This window comes from Streptomyces sp. NPDC057682 (assembly GCF_042799575.1).
In the GTDB taxonomy this organism is placed as follows: Bacteria; Actinomycetota; Actinomycetes; order Streptomycetales; family Streptomycetaceae; genus Streptomyces.
This window is the reverse complement of the sequence record NZ_JBHVIN010000005.1, coordinates 28,733-46,599: the sequence shown is the minus strand read 5'-3', so window position 1 is coordinate 46,599 and position 17,867 is coordinate 28,733. Positions and strand designations below refer to the sequence as shown.

Here is a 17,867-nt window from a genome sequence, read left to right as displayed (position 1 = left end):
TTCGCCCCCGGGCGGTCCGCCGCTCGGGGGACAGCGAAGCCCCATTGGCCGTTCCCCGATCGCGGGCGAAATGCGGCACTTCTAGCGTGGCCGCATCGAGGTGCATTTCTGACGCTTTGTGGAAATCCGTTCCGCAACTGCTCCTCGGGGACCCGGAGGATTCACCATGCGCGCAATACGTGTCGCTCCCGTCGCCCTGCTCGGTGCCGCGGCACTCGCCCTGTCCGGCCCGGCCGTGACCGCGTACGCCGCGACCACGGGCGGTCCGCCCAGCGGTGGCGGATACACCGTCACCCCATCGGTGATCTCGCCGGGGGGTCAGGTCACCCTGGCCGCCATGGGCTGCTCCACCACCGCCACGGCGTCCTCGGGAGTGTTCGACACCGTCACCATTCCCCGGAACGGGACCGCTCGGGCGACGGTCGACTGGGACGCCAAGCCCGGTGCCGTCTACGAGGTGACGTTCATCTGCAACACCTCGCCGAGTTCCACGGCCAAGGTGAACCTCACCGTCAGCGCCGCCTCGGCCTCGCCCACCACCAGTTCGACCCGCTCGCCCGCACCGGGCGTCTCCCCGGGTTCGACGGTCTCCCCGGCCGGGGTGCAGGGCGGTCTCGGCGGAAGCATCGACAGTGTGGACACCGGTGAGATCGTGGCCGGCACCGCGCTGGCGGTCGCCGCCGCCACCGGCACCGTCTTCATGGTGCGGCGGCGCAGGGAGAGCCGCTCGCACTGACCGGCGCCGACAGCGGAACGCACGTCGCCCCGGGTCCTCGTGGAGGACCCGGGGCGACGTCGGTTATCGGTCCGGCGGGGACGTCCCCGCGGTCAGATCGCCCCATGGCCCGCCCTCCGGCGGCGCATGAGGTACATGCCTCCGCCGAGGGCCGCCGAGGCGACCAGGCCGGCGCCGATGCCCATCTCGGCCGGGGTCGCGGCCATCGAACCGCCCAGGCCGCCCTGCGCACCGCGGCTGTCGAGCACCGTGAAGCGGTGGCTCGCCGTGCGGTCGGTGCCGTCGCAGCGCACCGTCAGGTTGTACGAACCGGGCGTGGCGTCGTTGAGGATGCGCACCCGGGCGTGGCCGACCCGGCCCGCGGAGAGGCGGGTCGTGCGGAAGGCGTTCGACGAGACGCTGCCGCCCCGGCCGCAGCCCTCGGCGCTGACCTGCATGGCCGCGCCCTGGTGGACGCGCTCGGGGTCCACGGTCACGTTGTTCGGACCGTTGTTGCGGCCGCGCCCGTTCCCGTCACCGTTGTTGTTGCCGTTGTTGTTGCCGTTGCCGCCGTTGTCCCAGTTGCCCGGGTCGTTCCAGTCGTTCTGGTTGTTTCCGTTGTTCTGGCCGCCGCCGACGTCTCCACCGGCCGCGGCCATCGGGGCGCCGAGCCCGAGGGCGGCGACCGCGGTCGCGGCGACCACGAGAGCGCGTGTAGCACGCATCGTACGAACCTCCAGCGGGAAGCGCCCCGGGGCTCTGTGCGCCGGGATGGATCGACGAGAACGCCTCCCATGACGAACCCTCACCAGAACCTTGATCCACCGCATTTCGGGACTGCTCCACTACGGTGATCCGACACGCCGGGCGGACCGCACCGGTGCTGACGGACGCGCAGGTCACAGACCGTCAGAAGATTTGTCCGGGCACTACTCCGAAGAGAAGTGCCCCGGTTCGCCGCCACCCGTTCGCCCTTCCCGTCATGCCGCCGGGGCGGCCCCGGCCTAGCGTTCCCCTCGTCGCGACGAAGGGAGAACCATGGGCCGGGACAACTGGCGCCCCGAACGCATCAGACACTCGCCGTGGGGCGCGCTGGCGCTGGCGATGCTCACCGGTCTCGCGCTGATGCGCAACGGCGCGGACCTCTCGCCTGGTCCGCCGCAGCCGGTGGCGGCCGCCTCGGTGGGGCTCCAGAAGGACGCGCCGGGCGCGCCCGTGGCGGACGGTCCCGCCGTGAAGCCGCTGGCGTACGCCCCCGTCGACCGGGTGGCCATCCCGGCGATCCGGGTCGACGCGCCGGTGATCGACGTGAACCTCGACCCGGACGGCTGGATCGAGACACCGCCCCCGCAGGACCCCAATCTCGCCGGCTGGTATCAGAACGGCATCGCACCCGGACAGATCGGCACCTCGGTCGTCGTCGGCCATGTCGACAACCAGGCGGGTCCCGCCGTCTTCTACGGGCTCGGTTCCCTGCGCAAGGGCAATCGGATCGAGATCACGCGCAGCGACGACCGGGTCGCGGTGTTCGAGGTGTACGGCGTGGAGGTGTTCTCCAAGAACGACTTCCCCGGTGCCCGGGTGTACGGCGACACCGGCCGCCCCGAACTGCGGGTCATCACCTGCGGCGGCGGTTACACGAAGGCCAACGGCTACGACGGCAATGTCGTGGCCTTCGCCCGCCTGGTCGCGACCCGCTGACGTCAGCGCCTGCGCGGCACGGTGAGCCGGTAGCCGTCGTCCAGCAGTGCCGGCAGATAGCGGCGCAGGGCGGCGACGCTCTGCGAACGGTTGCCCCCGGCGTCGTGCGACAGCACCACGACCCCGGGGGCCGCGCCGTCGCGGACCCGGCGGACGATCGTGTCGGTGCCCGGCACGGTCCAGTCCAGGGTGTCGACGGTCCAGGCCATCGGTTCCATGCCCAGGGACGCGCCGATCTCGAAGGAGTTGCGGTTCCAGGCCCCGTAGGGCGCCCGGTACCAGAGCGGCGGGGCGCCGGTGATCTCCTCGATGACGTCGCTGGTGCGTCCCAGTTCGTAGGTGACCCCGGCCCGGGACAGGCCGGTGACCAGCGGATGGGTCCAGGAGTGGTTGCCGAGGGTGTGGCCCTCGTCGGCGATCCTGCGCACCAGGTCCCGGTTGTCGTGGGCCATCTCTCCGCAGAGGAAGAACATCGCCCGGACGTCGTGGGTGCGCAGGGTGTCCAGGATGTGCGGGGTGTAGAGGGGGTCGGGGCCGTCGTCGAAGCTGAGGACCATGGCCCGGCCGATGTCGGGCAGTTCCTCGAACGGCCGGGTGCGCACCGGGGGCGCCGCCGGACGGTACGGCGGCGGATTGTCCGCCGTCATGGGCCTGAGCCGGTACGCGAGCGGCCCGGCGGCCGCCGCCGGCTGCGGACCGGCGGCCGCGACGGGCGGTGCCGGGCGGTGGAGCGGCGCCCGGGTGGAGTCCGCCGGCACCAGGCGTACGGCGGTGGCGGCGCCGAGCACGGCCGCCAGCCCCAGCAGCGTGCGACGGCTGCGCGGCGTGGAAACGTCTCTCATGCCCCACTGCTCGCACGTGCGCGCGGCCGGCCCGCACAACGACACCGGATCCGTCCGGTTCTGCACCCGATGGGGGGAGCGTACGGGCGCCATCGGCAGCAGCGCGCCGGGGCGGACGGGAGGCCGGACCGGGACGGGCCACGGCGACCGATAGCCTCCTGCCGTGACAGAACATCAGCCTCACCAGTTCGAACGTGGCACAGACGGACCGAAAGTGATCGTTGCGGGCATCGACGGTTCCGAGTCCTCGATGCGGGCGGCGGCGTACGCGGCAGGCCTGGCCCGGCGCCAGCGGGCCATGCTCGCCCTCGTCTACGTCCAGCCGGTCCTCGCGGCGGGTGCCGCGCTGGGCGCGCCGGTCGGTGACGCGACCGCGGAGGTCGCCGAGGGGCTGATCAACGAGATCCGGACGGCGACGGACAAGATGAAGGACATCTGGGACGTGCGCTGGGAGTTCCACACCTTCCGGGGCGATCCGTACAACGGGCTCGTGACGGCCTCGGACGAACTGAAGGCGGACGCCGTCGTGGTGGGCGCCTCGGAATCGGCCGGGCACCGCTTCGTCGGATCGGTGGCCGTGCGCCTGGTGAAGGCCGGGCGCTGGCCCGTCACCGTGGTCCCGTAGCGCTCTCGCGTTCGCCTCCCGTACCCCTTCCGTCCCCCTCCGGGCCGCCGTCCGACCGTTCACCGCACCATTCGCCGCTCGGTGCGACCGCTCGTCGCACGGGACCGCTTTTGTCCTGTTGCCCGTGGCGCGAATGCGTTCGTATACCGCCGTCGGCAGCGGGGCCGCAGGGCCTGGGCGGAGAGGGCGATCACATGACCACGACGACGACCGATGAGCGGGCACTCGCGGATCTGCAGCGTGAGCACGGGCCCGCCCTGTTCCACTTCCTGCTGGGGCTGACCTTCGGCGACCGGCAGCGGGCCGAGGACCTGCTCCAGGAGACGCTGGTGCGCGCCTGGCAGCACCCGGAGGCCTTCGACGGGCCGTACGAGTCGATGCGTCCCTGGTTGTTCACGGTGGGGCGGCGCCTGGCCATCGACGCCCGCAGATCGCGGCTGGCCCGGCCCGCGGAGGTCGGCGACGCCGTGCTGGAGAGCGCCCCCGCCGTCCGGGACACGGCCGATTCCACCGTCGCCGCGCTCGATGTGCGCGAGGCGGTCCGCACGCTGAGCCCCGAACACCGGGCGGTGCTCGTCCAGATCTACTTCCGCGGGCTCAGCGTCGGCGAGACCGCCGAGGTCCTCGGCATACCCCCGGGGACGGTCAAATCGCGCTCCTACTACGCGCTGCGCGTGCTCTCCCGCAATCTGCCCGGTTACTCCAGCAGGTCCTCCGCGCTCAGCAGCGGCAGCAGCGCGGCGGCCTCCAGCACGGCGGCGTAGTCGGCGGTGCAGCGGTCGCAGCGCCGCAGGTGACGGGCCACCTCGTCCGCCTCCTCGGCCGGCAGCGCGTCCAGGACATAGGCGCCGAGCAGCTCACGCACATGTGCTCCCTCCCCCGGGTCGGCGGTCATCGCAACCTCGTGTCTGTGACGGATCGGGTCCGACGGATCCTGCCCTTCTGGCCACGCGGGGCGCGCCGCCCCGGTTCAATGCTGCGTGGGGGCCGGCCCGGAGCCGGCCGCCGACGGCGCCCGGTCCGGTACCGGGAGGGGAAAGGAACGGCACGGAATGCGTCCGGAACGTCATGACACGGCCGACGGGGGCGAGCTGCTGGTCCCGATGGCCTGGATGTACGCGGAGTACCTCGCCGACGAACTGCTGCGGACCGGGGACCTGATGGAACCGGCGACCCTGGAGTACCGGGCGGGACGGGACGCGCTCGCGCTGACCATCTTCCTCTCGGACGGCGCGGTGGCCGAGGCGCTGCCCGCCGCGCGGGTCGACGAACTGCGGCTGCTGACGGCGTACGGGACGCCGTGGCGGCGCTGGATCTGCGAGCGGCTCGACGCCTCGGAGGCGGCCGCACCGGGCCCCGACCCGGATCTGGCGCTGGCACGCGGGGCGTGGCGGTGGCTGGAGGAGACGGAGCTGCTGGCCGCGGACCTGGAGACGATCGGCCCGCTGCCCTGGGAGGAGACCGGCGCCGACGAGCCGGACACGGAGGACGCCGCGCAGGTGTGGACGCCGGCCTGGCAGCTGGGGCTGCCGCTGGGACATCTGGCGATCCACCTCTACTGAGCGCACCGGCGGCCGGCCTCAGGAGCCGTGCACGCCGGCGCGGTACTTCGGCAGCCGTACGGTGATGCGCATCCCGGCCCCGATGCCGGTCTCGATCACGAGTCCGTAGTCGTCCCCGTACACCTGGCGCAGCCGTTCGTCGACGTTGAGCAGGCCGATGCCGGTGGAGGTGCCGCCCTCGCCGCGCAGGATGTGGCGGAGCCGTTCGGGATCCATGCCCGTGCCGTCGTCCTCGATGACGACCTCGGCCTCGGAGCCGGCGTCCAGGGCGCTGATGGTGATGCGGCTGGAGGTGACCGCGCCCTCCAGGCCGTGTTTGACGGCGTTCTCCACGAGGGGCTGGAGACAGAGGAAGGGCAGGGCGACGGGCAGCACCTCGGGGGCGACCTGGAGGGTGACGGAGAGCCGTTCGCCGAAGCGGGCGCGGACCAGGGCCAGGTACTGGTCGATGGAGTGCAGTTCGTCGGCGAGGGTGGTGAAGTCGCCGTGGCTGCGGAACGAGTAGCGGGTGAAGTCGGCGAACTCCAGGAGCAGTTCCCGGGCCTTCTCGGGGTCGGTGCGGACGAACGAGGCGATCGCGGCCAGGGAGTTGAAGATGAAGTGCGGGGAGATCTGGGCGCGCAGGGCCCGGATCTCGGCCTCGATGAGCTGGGTGCGCGAGCGGTCGAGTTCGGCCAGTTCCAGTTGGACGCAGACCCAGCGGGCGACCTCGCCGGCCGCTCGGGCCAGCACCGCGGACTCGCGGGGGGCGTAGGCGATCAGGGCGCCGAGCACCCGGTGGTCGACGGTGAGCGGAACGGCGACGGCCCAGCGCAGCGGGCAGTCCAGGTCCTCGCAGTCGCTGTGGAAGGCGGTGTCGCGGCCGGTGGCCAGGAGCTCGCCCACCTCGTCCATGACCTGCCGGGCGTGGTGGCCGCCCTCGCCGTCCCAGACGAGGACGCCCTCGCGGTCGGTGAGGCACAGCGCGTCCGTGCCCAGCAGCGAGCGGAGCCGGCGGGCCGACCTGCGGGCGCTCTCCTCGGTGAGTCCGGCGCGCAGCGGGGGCGCGGCGAGCGAGGCGGTGTGGAGGGTCTCGAAGGTGGCGTGCTCGACGGGGGTACCGACGTCGCTGGTGCGGACGGGGCGCGCGGTGCGCCGGCCGGTGAGCAGTCCCCCGGCGAACAGCAGCAGCGCGAGCAGCACCACGGCGGACCAGGCGGTCGCGGTCATCGGTGTCTCCCGGCGGTCAGGGCCTCCGGCAGGTGGAAGCGGGTCATCGCGGCGTTGGTCCCGGCGGGTATCCGGCCGGGGGTGGCGAGCGAGACCAGGATCATGGCGAGGAAGCCGACCGGGACGGACCAGACGGCGGGCCAGGCGAGCAGGGCGTGTGCCCAGCCGGGTGGGCGGACCGCGCCGCTGACGGTGATGGCGACGGAGAGGAGCGCGGAGCCGCCGCCGAGGACGAGGCCCGCGGCGGCGCCGGGCGGGGTGAGCCGGCGCCACCAGATGCCGAGGACGAGGAGCGGACAGAAGGAGGACGCGGACACGGCGAAGGCCATCCCCACCGAATCGGCCACCGGGACCCTGCTGACCAGCAGCGATCCGCCCAGCGGCACGGAGATGGCGAGGACGGTGGCCAGCCGGAAGTGGCGTACGCCGCGCGAGGGCAGGACGTCCTGGGTGATGACTCCGGCGACGGCCATGGTGAGTCCGGAGGCCGTCGAGAGGAACGCGGCGAAGGCACCGCCGGCGATGAGCGCCCCGAGCAGATCGCCGCCGAGCCCGCCGATGACCCGGCCGGGCAGCAGCAGCACGGCCGCGTCGGCGTCGCCGCCGTGGATGAGTTCGGGGGCGTAGAGCCGGCCGAGGGCGCCGTAGACCGGGGGCAGCAGGTAGAAGACGCCGATCAGGGCGAGGACGGCGACGGTGGTGCGGCGTGCGTCGCGGCCGTTGGGGCTGGTGTAGAAGCGGACGACGACGTGCGGCAGGCCCATGGTGCCGAGGAAAGTGGCGACGATGAGTCCGTAGGTGGCGTACAGCGGATGGTCGGCGCGGAAGACGGAGAGCTGTTCGTCGAAGGTGACGCGGGGGCGGCCGTCGCCCTGCCAGGCCAGCACCAGGAAGAGGGCGGGGACCAGGAGCGCGGTCAGTTTCAGCCAGTACTGGAAGACCTGGACGAAGGTGATGGAGCGCATGCCGCCCGCGGCGACGGCGAGGACGACGACCGAGGCGACGAGCACGTCGCCGAGCCAGCCGGGGGCGCCGGTGAGGATCTTCAGGGTGAGTCCGGCGCCCTGGAGCTGGGGCACGAGGTAGAGCCAGCCGGCCCCGACGACGAGGACGCTGACGAGCCGGCGCACCTGCCGCGACTCCAGCCGGCCCTCGGCGAAGTCGGGCAGGGTGTACGCCCCCGAGCGGCGCAGCGGCGCGGCGACGAAGACCAGCAGCACGAGATAGCCGGCGGTGTAGCCGACCGGGTACCAGAGCATGTCGGGGCCGTGCACCAGCACCAGTCCGGCGATGCCGAGGAAGGAGGCGGCGGAGAGGTACTCGCCGCTGATCGCCGCCGCGTTGAGCCGGGGGCGCACGGTGCGGGAGGCCACGTAGAAGTCGGAGGTGGTCCGCGAGATCCGCAGTCCGAACCCGCCGACGAGGACGGTGGCGAGGACGACGGCGGCGACCGCCGCCACCGCGTACGTACGGCTCACTGGGCGGGGCGGCCTTCCACGAGCCGGGCGAAGTCGCGCTCGTTGCGCTCGGCCCGGCGCACGTACCACCAGGCGGTCAGGGTGAGCGGCGGGTAGGCGGCGAAGCCGAGGACGGCCCAGACGACCGCGGAGCTGTGCAGGGCGGCGAAGACGACGGGCAGGGTGCCGACGACGACGGCGAGGACGGTGAAGGCGGTGAGTCCGGCGCGCAGCTGGCTGCGCATCAGGGACCGGACGTAGGCACCGCCGAGCGCGGTCTGCTCGTCTATCTCCGACTGGGTGCGGTAGCGCGGCAGCGGACGCACCCGGCGGGGCTCCCCCGTCACCACTTCACGCCGGGGCGCTGGCTCTGCGGACATGGGGCCGGAGTGTAGGCGGCACCCGGCCCCGCTGGGAAGGGGGCCGGGTACGGGGTAGGCGCTGGTCAGCGGCCGGTCTGCCGCATCAGCAGATCCCGCAGGGCGCGGGTGTGCCGGCGGCTGACGGCCAGCTCCGCGGTGCCGATGCGCACGCTCATGCTGCCCGCGTCCAGCCGCAGTTCGTCGATGCGGCCGAGCGCGACGAGGTGCCGGCGGTGGATGCGGACGAAGCCCCGGGTGCGCCAGCGCTCCTCCAGGGTGGTCAGCGGCACCCGGACGAGGTGGCTTCCGGTGGCGGTGTACAGCCGGGCGTAGTCGCCCTGGGCCTCGGCGTAGGCGATGTCGTCGATCGGGACGAAGCGGATGACTCCGCCGAGTTCGACGGGGATCTGGTCCTGGGCGGTGTCGTGGACCGGGGCCGAGCGGTCGCCGACCTGTTCGGCGACGCGGCGCACGGCCTCGGCGAGCCGTTCGCGGCGTACGGGTTTGAGCACGTAGTCGACGGCCTTGAGGTCGAAGGCGTGCACGGCGAAGCCCTCGTGCGCGGTGACGAAGACGATCAGCGGGGGCGCGGCGAATCCGGCCAGCAGCTGGGCGACGTCGAGTCCGGTGAGGCCGGCCATGTGGATGTCGAGGAAGACGACGTCGATGGCGGAGGGGTCGTCGGGTCCGGCGTCGACGGCGCCGCCGATCCGGCGCAGCGCCTCGGTGGCGCCGGTGGCGCCCTCGGCGCTGCGGATGCGGGGGTCGGCGCGCAGGAGGTAGAGCAGTTCCTCCAGCGCGGGTTCTTCGTCGTCGACGGCGAGTACGCGCAGCATGGCGGGATCCTAGGGCCTGTCCGCGGGGTGTGCGGTGCGGCTATTTGAGCAGCTTGGACATCCTGCGGTCGGCGAGCGGCTTGCCCCCGGTCTGGCAGGTGGGGCAGTACTGGAGCGAGGAGTCGCTGAAGGAGACCTCGCGGATGGTGTCGCCGCAGACGGGGCAGGCCTCGCCGGTCCGTCCGTGTACGCGCAGCGCGCTCTTCTTCTCGGCCTTGAGGCGCCCGGCCTCGACCCCGCCGGAGCGGGCGACGGCGTCCGCGAGCGTGGTGCGCAGGGCGGTGTGGAGGCGGGTGATCTCGTCGTCGGTGAGGTGGGCGGTGAGCTTGAAGGGGGACATCTTCGCGGCATGCAGGATCTCGTCGCTGTAGGCGTTGCCGATGCCCGCGATGAGGGACTGGTCGCGCAGGGCGCCCTTGATCTGCCGCCGCTCCCCCGCGAGGAGCGCGGCGAACGCGTCGCGGGTGAAGGACGGGTCGAGCGGGTCGGGTCCGAGGCGGGCGATGCCGGGGACCTCGGCCGGGTCGTGGACGAGGTACACGGCGAGGCGCTTCTGGGTGCCGGCCTCGGTGAGGTCGAAGCCGTCGCCGCCGGCGAGGACGGTGCGCAGGGCGAGCGGCCCCTTGCCGGGGCGCGGCGGGGCGTCGGGGAAGGAGTCCTTCCAGCGCAGCCAGCCCGCGCGGGCGAGATGGGTGACCAGATGGAGCCCCGCCGCCTCGATGTCGAGGAACTTGCCGTGCCGGCGGACGCCGGTGACCTCGGCACCGTGCAGGGCGGTGAGCGGCGGGTCGTAGGTCTTGAGGACGCTGATGGCGAGGGGCAGGACGCGGGCGATGTCCCGGCCGACCAGATGGTCGTCGAGGAAGACCCGCAGCGCTTCGACCTCCGGGAGTTCGGGCATGGTTCCCAGCGTGCCGCAGCCGGTGGCGCCCTGCCTACCGGAGGACGTAGACGCGTTCGGCGGTGGTGGCGAACACGGCCTCCCGCTCCGTGTCGCTGAGCCCGTCGGTGAGGGTGCGTGCGGTGTCGACGACCTGGGTGTACGTCGCGGCGAGCCGGCAGACCGGCCAGTCGGAGCCGAACATCAGCCGGCCGGGTCCGAAGGCGTCGAGGACGGTGTCGGCGTACGGGCGGAGCGTGTCGGCGGTCCAGCGGTGCACGTCCGCCTCGGTGACCAGGCCGGAGAGTTTGCACACGGTGTTGGGGAGGGCGGCGAGCCCGCGCAGATCGTCGGCCCAGGGGCGGGTGGTACCGGACGCGACGGGCGGTTTGCCCGCGTGGTCGAGGACGAAGGTGAGGCCGGGCAGCCGGGCCGCGGCGCGGGCGGCGGCGGGGAGCTGATGGGGCAGGACGACGAGGTCGTAGACGAGTCCGGCGTCGGCGACCGCGGCCAGTCCCCGCAGCACGTCGTCGCGGAGCAGCCATTGCGGGTCGCTCTCGCCCTGGACCTGGTGGCGCAGTCCGACGAGCCGGTCGCCGCCGGGGAGTTCGCGCAGGGCGGCCAGGGTGTCGGCGAGGCCGGGTGCGGTGAGGTCGCTCCAGCCGACGACTCCGGCGACGAGGTCGCTGCCGGCGGCGAGGGCCAGGAGTTCGGGGGTCTCCTCGGCGACGGTGACGGTCTGGACGAGGACGGTGGCGTCCACCCCGTTGGCGCGGGCCTCGGGCTCCAGGTCGGCGAGGGTGAAGTCGCGGCGCAGCGGGGCCAGGGCCTCCCCGGTGATCCAGTCCTGGTCCCGGACCGCGAGGTCCCAGACGTGGTGGTGGGCGTCGACGGCCCGGGGCGGGGCGGTCATCTCACAGCTCCCAGACGACGGGCAGCGCGGCGTCGGCGCCGTCGGCGGAGTAGTCGTGGGCGACGTCGAGGAGTTCGGCCATCCGGGCCTGCCAGGCGATGTTGACGGGGAGCTTCTCCAGCGCGGCGATGAGCCGGGCGTAGTCGTCGCACTCGATGACGTGGAAGAGGTCGGTGCCGCTGCGCCAGATCGTCCAGGAGGAGGCGCCCGCGGCCCGGATGGCCGAGGTCAGCTCGGCCGGAACCTCGCGGTGGGCAGCGTCGTACGCGGCGGTGCGGTCGGCGCGGACCTTGGTGTGCAGGGCTATGCGCATGTCACTGTCCGTTCTCGGTGAGCAGGCCCTCGGTACGCAGGTCGTCCCAGAGGGCGTCGGGAATCTCCGTGCGGAGCAGGGCGGCCGCGTCGCGCACCTCGATCGGGGAGCGGGTGCCGACGAGGACACCGGCCACGGCGGGGTGGGCGAGCGGATAGCGCAGGGCGGCGGCGCGCAGCGGGACGCCGTGGCGTTCGGTGACGGCCTTCAGCCGCAGCGCCCGGTCCAGGAGGGCCAGGGGGGCGGCGGCGTAGTCGTAGGTGGCGCCGGGGCGCGGGTCGGCGAGGAGTCCGGAGTTGAAGACGCCGCCCATGACGACGCTGCGGCCCCGCGCCTCGGCGGCGGGCAGCAGGTCGTGCAGGGCCGACTGGTCGAGGAGGGTGTAGCGGCCGGCGCAGAGGACCACGTCGACATCGGTCTCGACGACGAAGCGGGTGAGCATCTCCGTCTGGTTCATGCCCGCCCCGATGGCCCCGATCAGCCCTTCGGCCCGCAGTTTCTCCAGCTCCGGGTAGGCCTCGCGGAAGGCGGCCTCGGCATGGTCGTCCGGGTCGTGGAGGTAGGCGATGTCGATCCGGTCCAGGCCCAGGCGCTCCAGGCTGTCCTCCAGGGAGCGGCGGACCCCGGCGGCGCTGAAGTCCCATCGCCTGCGGTGGGTGGCGGGGACGTCGAAGCCCTCGGAGAGCGTGCCGGGGGCGGTGGGTCCGGCGTCGGGGACCGCGTCGAGGACCCGGCCGACCTTGGTGGACACCACGTACGCGTCGCGGGGCCGGGGGCGCAGGGCGGCGCCGAGTCGCCGCTCGGAGAGGCCGAGCCCGTAGTGCGGGGCGGTGTCGAAGTAGCGGATGCCCTCGTCCCAGGCGGCGTCCACGGCCGCGGCGGCCCGCGCCGGTTCGACGGCGGTGAAGAGATTGCCGATGGCGGCCGCCCCGAAGGACAGTTCGGTGATGTCGACCGCGCTGTTTCCCAGTCTGCTGCGCCGCATGTGTCGGCCGCCCTCTCCGATGATCGCTTCCCGCACACAGGAATATTCATCGGATCACTTGGGCACGTCAACACCCCTGTGACCATCAGCCATCGGGAAACCGCATGGATCTGTCCGATCTATTCAGGAGTCGGTGGAGCTCCGGCGGGGATACGGGAGGCCGGGGGCAGCAGGTCCAGGAGCGCGGACACCTCCTCCTCGGCGCAGCGGCCCAGCCGGTCCAGATCGGGCACCGCCTTCCCGTCGGCGACCAGCCCGATCTGGACCGTCGAGCCGTACGTGGTGAGCGCGACGGCCAGGGACTGGCCCCGGGCCAGCGGCGCCATCGGATAGAGGGCGCGCAGCGGGCAGCCCGCGAGGGAGAGCGCGGAGCGGGGCAGCGGGACACTGGTCACGAGCACGTCGAAGAGCATCCGGGCGGCGCTGCCCGCCAGCGGCGCGCCCAGCCGGTGGGCCAGCGAGGGCAGCTGGTCGGCCAGGACGGCGACGGCTCCGGCCCCGCGCAGCGGCCCGGCCGCCTTGTTGCGGTCCATCGCCTCGCGCACCAGGCGCAGCCGCTCCCGGGCGTCGGGTTCGGCGACGGGCAGGCCCAGCAGATACGCGGAGAGCCGGTTGCCGTTCCCGGCGGCCGGTCCGCCGGGGCGGCGGCGCGACACGGGGACGAGGGCGCGGGGTTCGGTGCCGGGCAGCGGCTCACCGCGCTCCAGCATCCAGCGGCGCAGGGCCCCCGCGACGACGCCGAGCAGGACGTCGTTGCCGGTGCCGCCGGTCCCGCGACGGATGCGGCGCACCGCGTCCAGGTCCAGATCGGCGGTGGCCAGCCGCCTGGTGCCGCTGGAGCCGGCGCTCAGGGCGGGCACGCCGCGCAGATCGAGGCGGCTGGCCCGCACCAGGGAGGCCCCCACCCCGAAGGCCCGGCCGAGATCCTCGATGCGTCCGAGGGCGAGTCCGGCGACCTGACGCGGGCCGGGCATCCAGGAGCGCGGCGGCACGGAGCGGACCCGGCCCGCCGGGACACCGTTCCCGGCGCGACGGGTGAGCGAGGCGATCTCGTCGAAGATCCCGGCCCCGATGGCGACGGCGCGCATGCCGTCGGCGAGGGCGTGGTGGAGTTTGACGAGCACGGCGAAGGGACCGTCGGGACCCCCGTCGAGGAGGTACATCTGCCAGGGCGGCCTGCCCCGGCGCAGCGGCTGTTCCATCAGTGCGCCGGCGAGGCGGGTGGCGCCCGCCATGAAGGCGTCCTCGCCGCCGCCGGGCGCGGTGTCGACCCGTACCCGCTTGACGTGGCGGTGGACGTCGAAGTCCTTGTCGACCGACCAGGCGGCGCCGCCGACGGGCAGCAGGACGTCGCGCACCCGCATCCGCAGCCGGGGGATCGCGGCGGCGCGGGTGCCGAGCAGGTCCAGCAGGGCGTCGGGGCCGGGCCGGGAGCCGGGGCCCGGGGCAAAGATGGCGAGTGCGCCGAGGTGCATGGGGTGCGCGTCGGACTCAAGGTGCCAGAAGGCCAGGTCCAGGGGTGCCAGTAGCTCGGTGCCCAAGTTTCCTCATGTCGTCGGGGGCGACCGCTCGTCGAGGGCGGATGACCGACCGATGCGGCCACTCCTCGCAGTCAATCCCCAGCGGTCGGTTACGGTCAAGGACAGACATGTTACGTTCTGTTACTGATCAGTAGCGCTCAGACGCCGGCCGAGGGGCGGAAGAACCGCACAGCGGCAGCCCCTTCAGTCGCGCGGCGGCATGACGAACTCGCACCACACGCACTTGCCGGTGCCGCGCGATTCGACGCCCCAGGCGTCGGCGAGCCGGTCGACGAGCATCAGCCCGCGCCCCGAGACGCCCGACTCCCCCGCGTCGCGGCGGCGGGGCAGCGCGCTGGAGCGGTCCTCCACGTCGACGCGCAGCCGCCGCTCGGCCCCGGCGAGCACGCGGATGGTGACGATCGCGCCGCCGTCGGTGTGCATGAGGGCGTTGGTCGTCAGCTCGTCCGCGGCCAGTTCCACCTCGTCGGCACGGTCCTTGGCGCCCCAGGCCCGGACGGCGGCGCGGATCATGTGGCGGGCGGCGCTCAGCGCCTCGGGGTCGTTCTGCGCCACGTGCTGCTGGAGCCGGCCGCCGGGCTGCGGGGCGTGGGCGGCCTTGCGGCGCAGCAGCAGCACGGCCACATCGTCCTCGCCGCCGCGCTCGTCGACCGCCGCGCAGAGCCGGTCGGCGAGCGCCTGGAGGTCCTGGGGGCCGTTCGTGACCATCGCGGTGAGCAGTTGCACGCCCTCGTCGAGGTCCGCGCCCGGCATCTCGACCAGACCGTCGGTGAACAGCACCATGGCCTGGCCGGGGTCCAGTTCGAGGGTGCTGACGGGATACTCCAGCCGGCCGAACTCGGCGGAGAGGCCGAGCGGCAGCCCGCCCTCGACGGACACCTTGTGGCAGCTGCCGTCGGGTTCCCGCACCAGTGGGTCGACATGTCCGGCCCGGACGACCTGGACGACACCGGTGGTCAGATCGGCCTCGGCGTAGGTGCAGGTCGCGAAGCGGTCGGTGTCGAGTTCGTGGAGGAAGACGGAGGCGCGCGCCATGACGGTGGCGGGGCTGTGCCCCTCGGCGGCGTACGCGCGCAGCACGATGCGCAGCTGGCCCATGACCGCGGCGGCGTGCGTGTCGTGGCCCTGGACGTCGCCGATGACGGTGCCCACCCGGCCGCCGGGGAGCGGGATGACGTCGTACCAGTCGCCGCCGATGTCCCGGCCCAGCCGCGCCGAGCGGTAGCGCACGGCGATCTGCGCGCCGGGCACGTCGGGGATGCGGCGCGGCAGCATGGCCTGCTGGAGCCCCTCGGCGAGGTCGTGCTCCTGCTCGTAGAGCATGGCGCGCTGGAGGCTCTGGGCGATGGAGCTGCCGAGCGCGACGAGCAGATTGCGCTCGTCGTCGGTGAATCCGTCCTTGTCGCTGTAGAGCAGTCCGAGGGCGCCGATGGGGCGGGCCTGGGCGATCAGCGGCATATAGGCCGCGGAGGTGATGCCCAGATGGCTGATGTGGGGCCACAGGACGGGGTACGACTCGGCGAAGTCCTCCGCCGACTCGATGAAGCGGGGTGCGAGCGTGCGCACGACCTCGCTCATCGGGTACTGCTCGTCGGTGCGGGTGTAGCGCGTCCCGGGCACGAAGGAGCCCTCGGGCCCGTCGGCCACCAGGTGGATGCGGCCGGCCTCGATCAGCCCCATGACCAGGCTGGTCGCGCCCAGGTGGGCGAGCGGCCGGGAGTTGTTGAGCACGTCGATGACGTCCTTGACGGTACGGGCGTGGGCCAGCGCCGCCGTGGTGGCCTCGACCAGGCTGGTGCGCCGCCGCCGCTCCTCGTCCAGCTCCTGGCGCGCCGTGGAGTCGGCCAGCTCCTGGGTGGCGTCGCGGACGATGCCGATGATGCGGCGGGGGCGCCCCGTCTCGTCGCGGCGGACGAAGCCCTGGGTGTGGGTCCAGCGCAGGGTGCCGTCGCGCAGCAGCATCCGGAAGTACGCCCCGTAGTTGGCCTCACCGTTCTTCAGGGCCTCCGTGACCATGGCGTCGAGCCGTACGCCCTCGTCCGTCGGCACCCGGGTGCCGAGGGTGAGCGGATCGTTGTCGTACTCGTCGGCCCGCAGGTCGAAGACATCGAGGGCCGCCTGGTCCATGTACATGAGGCCGCTGTCGAGATCCCAGTCGAAGGTGCCCATACGGTTCAGGGCCAGGCTGAGATCCGGGTGGGCGGGCCATGCGTCCGGGAGTGACTGGGCACCCGCTACCCGATCATCCATGTGGGTCACTCTGCCACCATTTGTCCGATTCTTCGAGTGAGTCGTCCACCTGCTGAACGTGGGATGGAACACATTTCCGAGTCCGGCCGTCCGGGCCGCACCCCGGGAATCGCACGGAATTCCGCGGACCGGCCCGCGCGCGACCCACCGGAGGCGGCCGCGGAACGCCGCCCCGCCCCGGAACCGGCCCCGACCAGCGACTACCGTGTGCGTGGGGCGGAGTAAGCCAAGCCTTACCACGGCCCGCCCCGATCCCGCACACCCGTACGAAGGAACAGCCCTCCATGACACGCCCCGTCCGCGTAGCCATCGTCGGAGCCGGTCCCGCCGGCATCTACGCAGCGGACGCGCTGCTCAAATCCGATGCCGCCGCCGACCCGGGCGTCTCCATCGACCTGTTCGAGCGGATGCCCGCCCCCTTCGGCCTGATCCGCTACGGCGTGGCCCCGGACCACCCGCGGATCAAGGGCATCGTGCAGGCGCTGCACCAGGTGCTGGACAAGCCGCAGCTCCGTCTCTTCGGCAATGTCGACTACCCGAACGACATCGGCCTGGACGAGCTGCGCACCTTCTACGACGCGGTGATCTTCTCCACCGGCGCCGACGCCGACCGCGCCCTGGACATCCCGGGCCACGACCTGGACGGTTCGTACGGCGCCGCCGACTTCGTCTCCTGGTACGACGGACACCCCGACGTGGCCCGCACCTGGCCGCTGGAGGCCGAGAAGGTCGCCGTGCTGGGCGTCGGCAACGTGGCGCTGGACGTCGCCCGCATCCTGGCCAAGACCGCCGACGAACTGCTGCCCACGGAGATCCCGGCCAACGTCTACGACGGCCTCAAGGCCAACAAGGCGCTGGAGGTGCACGTCTTCGGGCGGCGCGGACCGGCCCAGGCCAAGTTCAGCCCGATGGAGCTGCGGGAACTGGACCACTCGCCCAACATCGAGGTCATCGTCAACCCCGAGGACATCGACTACGACCAGGGCTCGATCGAGACCCGGCGGGGCAACAAGCAGGCCAACATGGTCGCCTCCACGCTGGAGAACTGGGCGATCCGCGATGTCGGCGACCGTCCGCACAAGCTCTTCCTGCACTTCTTCGAGTCCCCCGTGGAGATCCTCGGCGAGGACGGCAAGGTCACCGGTCTGCGCACCGAGCGCACCGAGCTGGACGGCACGGGCAACGTCCGGGGCACGGGCCGGCACACCGACTGGGACGTGACGAGCGTCTACCGCGCGGTCGGCTACTACTCGCAGGAGCTGCCGAAGCTCCCCTTCGACGTGGCCTCCGGCACGGTCCCGCACGCCGCGGGCCGGGTGATCGAGGGCGGCGAGCCCCTGGAGTCGGTCTATGTGACCGGCTGGATCAAGCGCGGTCCGATCGGGCTGATCGGGCACACCAAGGGCGACGCCAACGAGACGGTCGCCTGCCTCCTGGAGGACCACGCCGAGGGGCGGCTGCCCGCGCCCGAGCGTCCGGAGCCGTCGGCCGTGACCGAGTTCCTGGAGGCGCGCGGCGTCCGTTACACCACCCGCGAGGGCTGGCACCGGCTGGACGCGCACGAGCGCGCCCTCGGTGAGGCCCATGGCCGCGAGCGGGTGAAGGTCGTGGAGCGCGAGGGCATGCTGGACGCCTCGGGCGCCTGAGTTCCCGTCCGTACGGCGAAGGCCCCGGTC

The 17,867-nt window shown here is 72.9% G+C and carries 19 protein-coding genes; 6 read left to right on the top strand and 13 right to left on the bottom strand.

The annotated features are described in order from the left end of the window. Positions 1-166 precede the first annotated feature (166 nt). Positions 167-736, top strand: a complete 570-nt coding sequence (locus ACFVDM_RS10055; protein ID WP_383635616.1) for a hypothetical protein — start codon at positions 167-169, stop codon at positions 734-736. Between the two features lie 92 nt (positions 737-828). Here ACFVDM_RS10055 and ACFVDM_RS10050 read toward each other — a convergent pair whose 3' ends face one another. Next, entirely contained in the window at positions 829-1,440 is a 612-nt protein-coding gene (locus ACFVDM_RS10050) for a hypothetical protein (protein ID WP_383635613.1), read from the bottom strand. A gap of 313 nt (positions 1,441-1,753) precedes the next feature. Between ACFVDM_RS10050 and ACFVDM_RS10045 the strand changes: the two genes are divergently transcribed. Then, entirely contained in the window at positions 1,754-2,416 is a 663-nt protein-coding gene (locus ACFVDM_RS10045; protein ID WP_383635610.1) for a class F sortase, read from the top strand. A gap of 2 nt (positions 2,417-2,418) precedes the next feature. Here the strand turns inward: ACFVDM_RS10045 and ACFVDM_RS10040 are convergent, their stop codons facing one another. Further along, the gene (locus ACFVDM_RS10040; protein WP_383635607.1) at positions 2,419-3,258 is read right to left on the bottom strand and encodes a polysaccharide deacetylase family protein; all 840 of its coding nucleotides are present in this window, start codon (positions 3,256-3,258) and stop codon (positions 2,419-2,421) included. Between the two features lie 163 nt (positions 3,259-3,421). Here ACFVDM_RS10040 and ACFVDM_RS10035 point away from each other — a divergent pair, with 163 nt between their 5' ends. Further along, positions 3,422-3,883, top strand: coding sequence for a universal stress protein (locus tag ACFVDM_RS10035; RefSeq protein ID WP_383635604.1), 462 nt, complete (start codon positions 3,422-3,424; stop codon positions 3,881-3,883). Positions 3,884-4,077: 194 nt separating this feature from the next. Next, positions 4,078-4,647 (top strand): sigma-70 family RNA polymerase sigma factor, encoded by a 570-nt coding sequence (locus ACFVDM_RS10030; RefSeq protein WP_383635601.1) that lies wholly within the window; start codon positions 4,078-4,080, stop codon positions 4,645-4,647. Here ACFVDM_RS10030 and ACFVDM_RS10025 read toward each other — a convergent pair. Continuing rightward, positions 4,581-4,778 carry a zf-HC2 domain-containing protein gene (locus ACFVDM_RS10025; RefSeq protein ID WP_383635598.1) on the bottom strand — a complete coding sequence of 66 codons (198 nt, stop codon included), beginning with the start codon at positions 4,776-4,778 and terminating at the stop codon, positions 4,581-4,583. The two genes, ACFVDM_RS10030 and ACFVDM_RS10025, sit on opposite strands and share 67 nt — an antisense overlap. Positions 4,779-4,935: 157 nt before the next feature. On the opposite strand from ACFVDM_RS10025, the gene ACFVDM_RS10020 reads away from it, so the two are divergent. Beyond that, the gene (locus ACFVDM_RS10020) at positions 4,936-5,445 is read left to right on the top strand and encodes a hypothetical protein (protein ID WP_383635595.1); all 510 of its coding nucleotides are present in this window, start codon (positions 4,936-4,938) and stop codon (positions 5,443-5,445) included. An 18-nt stretch (positions 5,446-5,463) separates the two neighbouring features. On the opposite strand, the gene ACFVDM_RS10015 is transcribed toward ACFVDM_RS10020, so the two are convergent. From ACFVDM_RS10015 to ACFVDM_RS09970, 10 genes are all read right to left on the bottom strand, one after another. After that, positions 5,464-6,654, bottom strand: a complete 1,191-nt coding sequence (locus ACFVDM_RS10015; RefSeq protein WP_383635592.1) for a sensor histidine kinase — start codon at positions 6,652-6,654, stop codon at positions 5,464-5,466. Continuing rightward, entirely contained in the window at positions 6,651-8,132 is a 1,482-nt protein-coding gene (locus ACFVDM_RS10010) for a cation acetate symporter (protein WP_383635589.1), read from the bottom strand. Before ACFVDM_RS10010 ends, ACFVDM_RS10015 begins: the two co-directional genes overlap by 4 nt. Next, complete coding sequence (locus ACFVDM_RS10005; protein WP_383635586.1) at positions 8,129-8,491, bottom strand: hypothetical protein; 363 nt, start codon at positions 8,489-8,491, stop codon at positions 8,129-8,131. Before ACFVDM_RS10005 ends, ACFVDM_RS10010 begins: the two co-directional genes overlap by 4 nt. 65 nt (positions 8,492-8,556) lie before the next feature. Continuing rightward, entirely contained in the window at positions 8,557-9,309 is a 753-nt protein-coding gene (locus ACFVDM_RS10000; protein ID WP_383635583.1) for a LytR/AlgR family response regulator transcription factor, read from the bottom strand. A 40-nt stretch (positions 9,310-9,349) separates the two neighbouring features. After that, positions 9,350-10,210, bottom strand: coding sequence for an Fpg/Nei family DNA glycosylase (locus ACFVDM_RS09995; protein WP_383635580.1), 861 nt, complete (start codon positions 10,208-10,210; stop codon positions 9,350-9,352). Between the two features lie 34 nt (positions 10,211-10,244). Beyond that, positions 10,245-11,102, bottom strand: a complete 858-nt coding sequence (locus tag ACFVDM_RS09990) for an amidohydrolase family protein (RefSeq protein ID WP_383635577.1) — start codon at positions 11,100-11,102, stop codon at positions 10,245-10,247. A gap of 1 nt (position 11,103) precedes the next feature. After that, positions 11,104-11,415, bottom strand: coding sequence for an L-rhamnose mutarotase (locus ACFVDM_RS09985; protein WP_383635574.1), 312 nt, complete (start codon positions 11,413-11,415; stop codon positions 11,104-11,106). Position 11,416: 1 nt separating this feature from the next. Then, on the bottom strand, positions 11,417-12,400 hold the full coding sequence (locus ACFVDM_RS09980) for an aldo/keto reductase (RefSeq protein WP_383635571.1): 984 nt from the start codon (positions 12,398-12,400) through the stop codon (positions 11,417-11,419). A gap of 119 nt (positions 12,401-12,519) precedes the next feature. Next, on the bottom strand, positions 12,520-13,941 hold the full coding sequence (locus ACFVDM_RS09975) for a wax ester/triacylglycerol synthase family O-acyltransferase (protein WP_383635568.1): 1,422 nt from the start codon (positions 13,939-13,941) through the stop codon (positions 12,520-12,522). A 183-nt stretch (positions 13,942-14,124) separates the two neighbouring features. Then, positions 14,125-16,191 (bottom strand): SpoIIE family protein phosphatase, encoded by a 2,067-nt coding sequence (locus ACFVDM_RS09970; RefSeq protein WP_383635565.1) that lies wholly within the window; start codon positions 16,189-16,191, stop codon positions 14,125-14,127. 284 nt (positions 16,192-16,475) lie between these two features. Here ACFVDM_RS09970 and ACFVDM_RS09965 point away from each other — a divergent pair, with 284 nt between their 5' ends. Next, positions 16,476-17,837, top strand: a complete 1,362-nt coding sequence (locus ACFVDM_RS09965) for an FAD-dependent oxidoreductase (protein ID WP_383635562.1) — start codon at positions 16,476-16,478, stop codon at positions 17,835-17,837. Positions 17,838-17,867 lie beyond the last annotated feature (30 nt).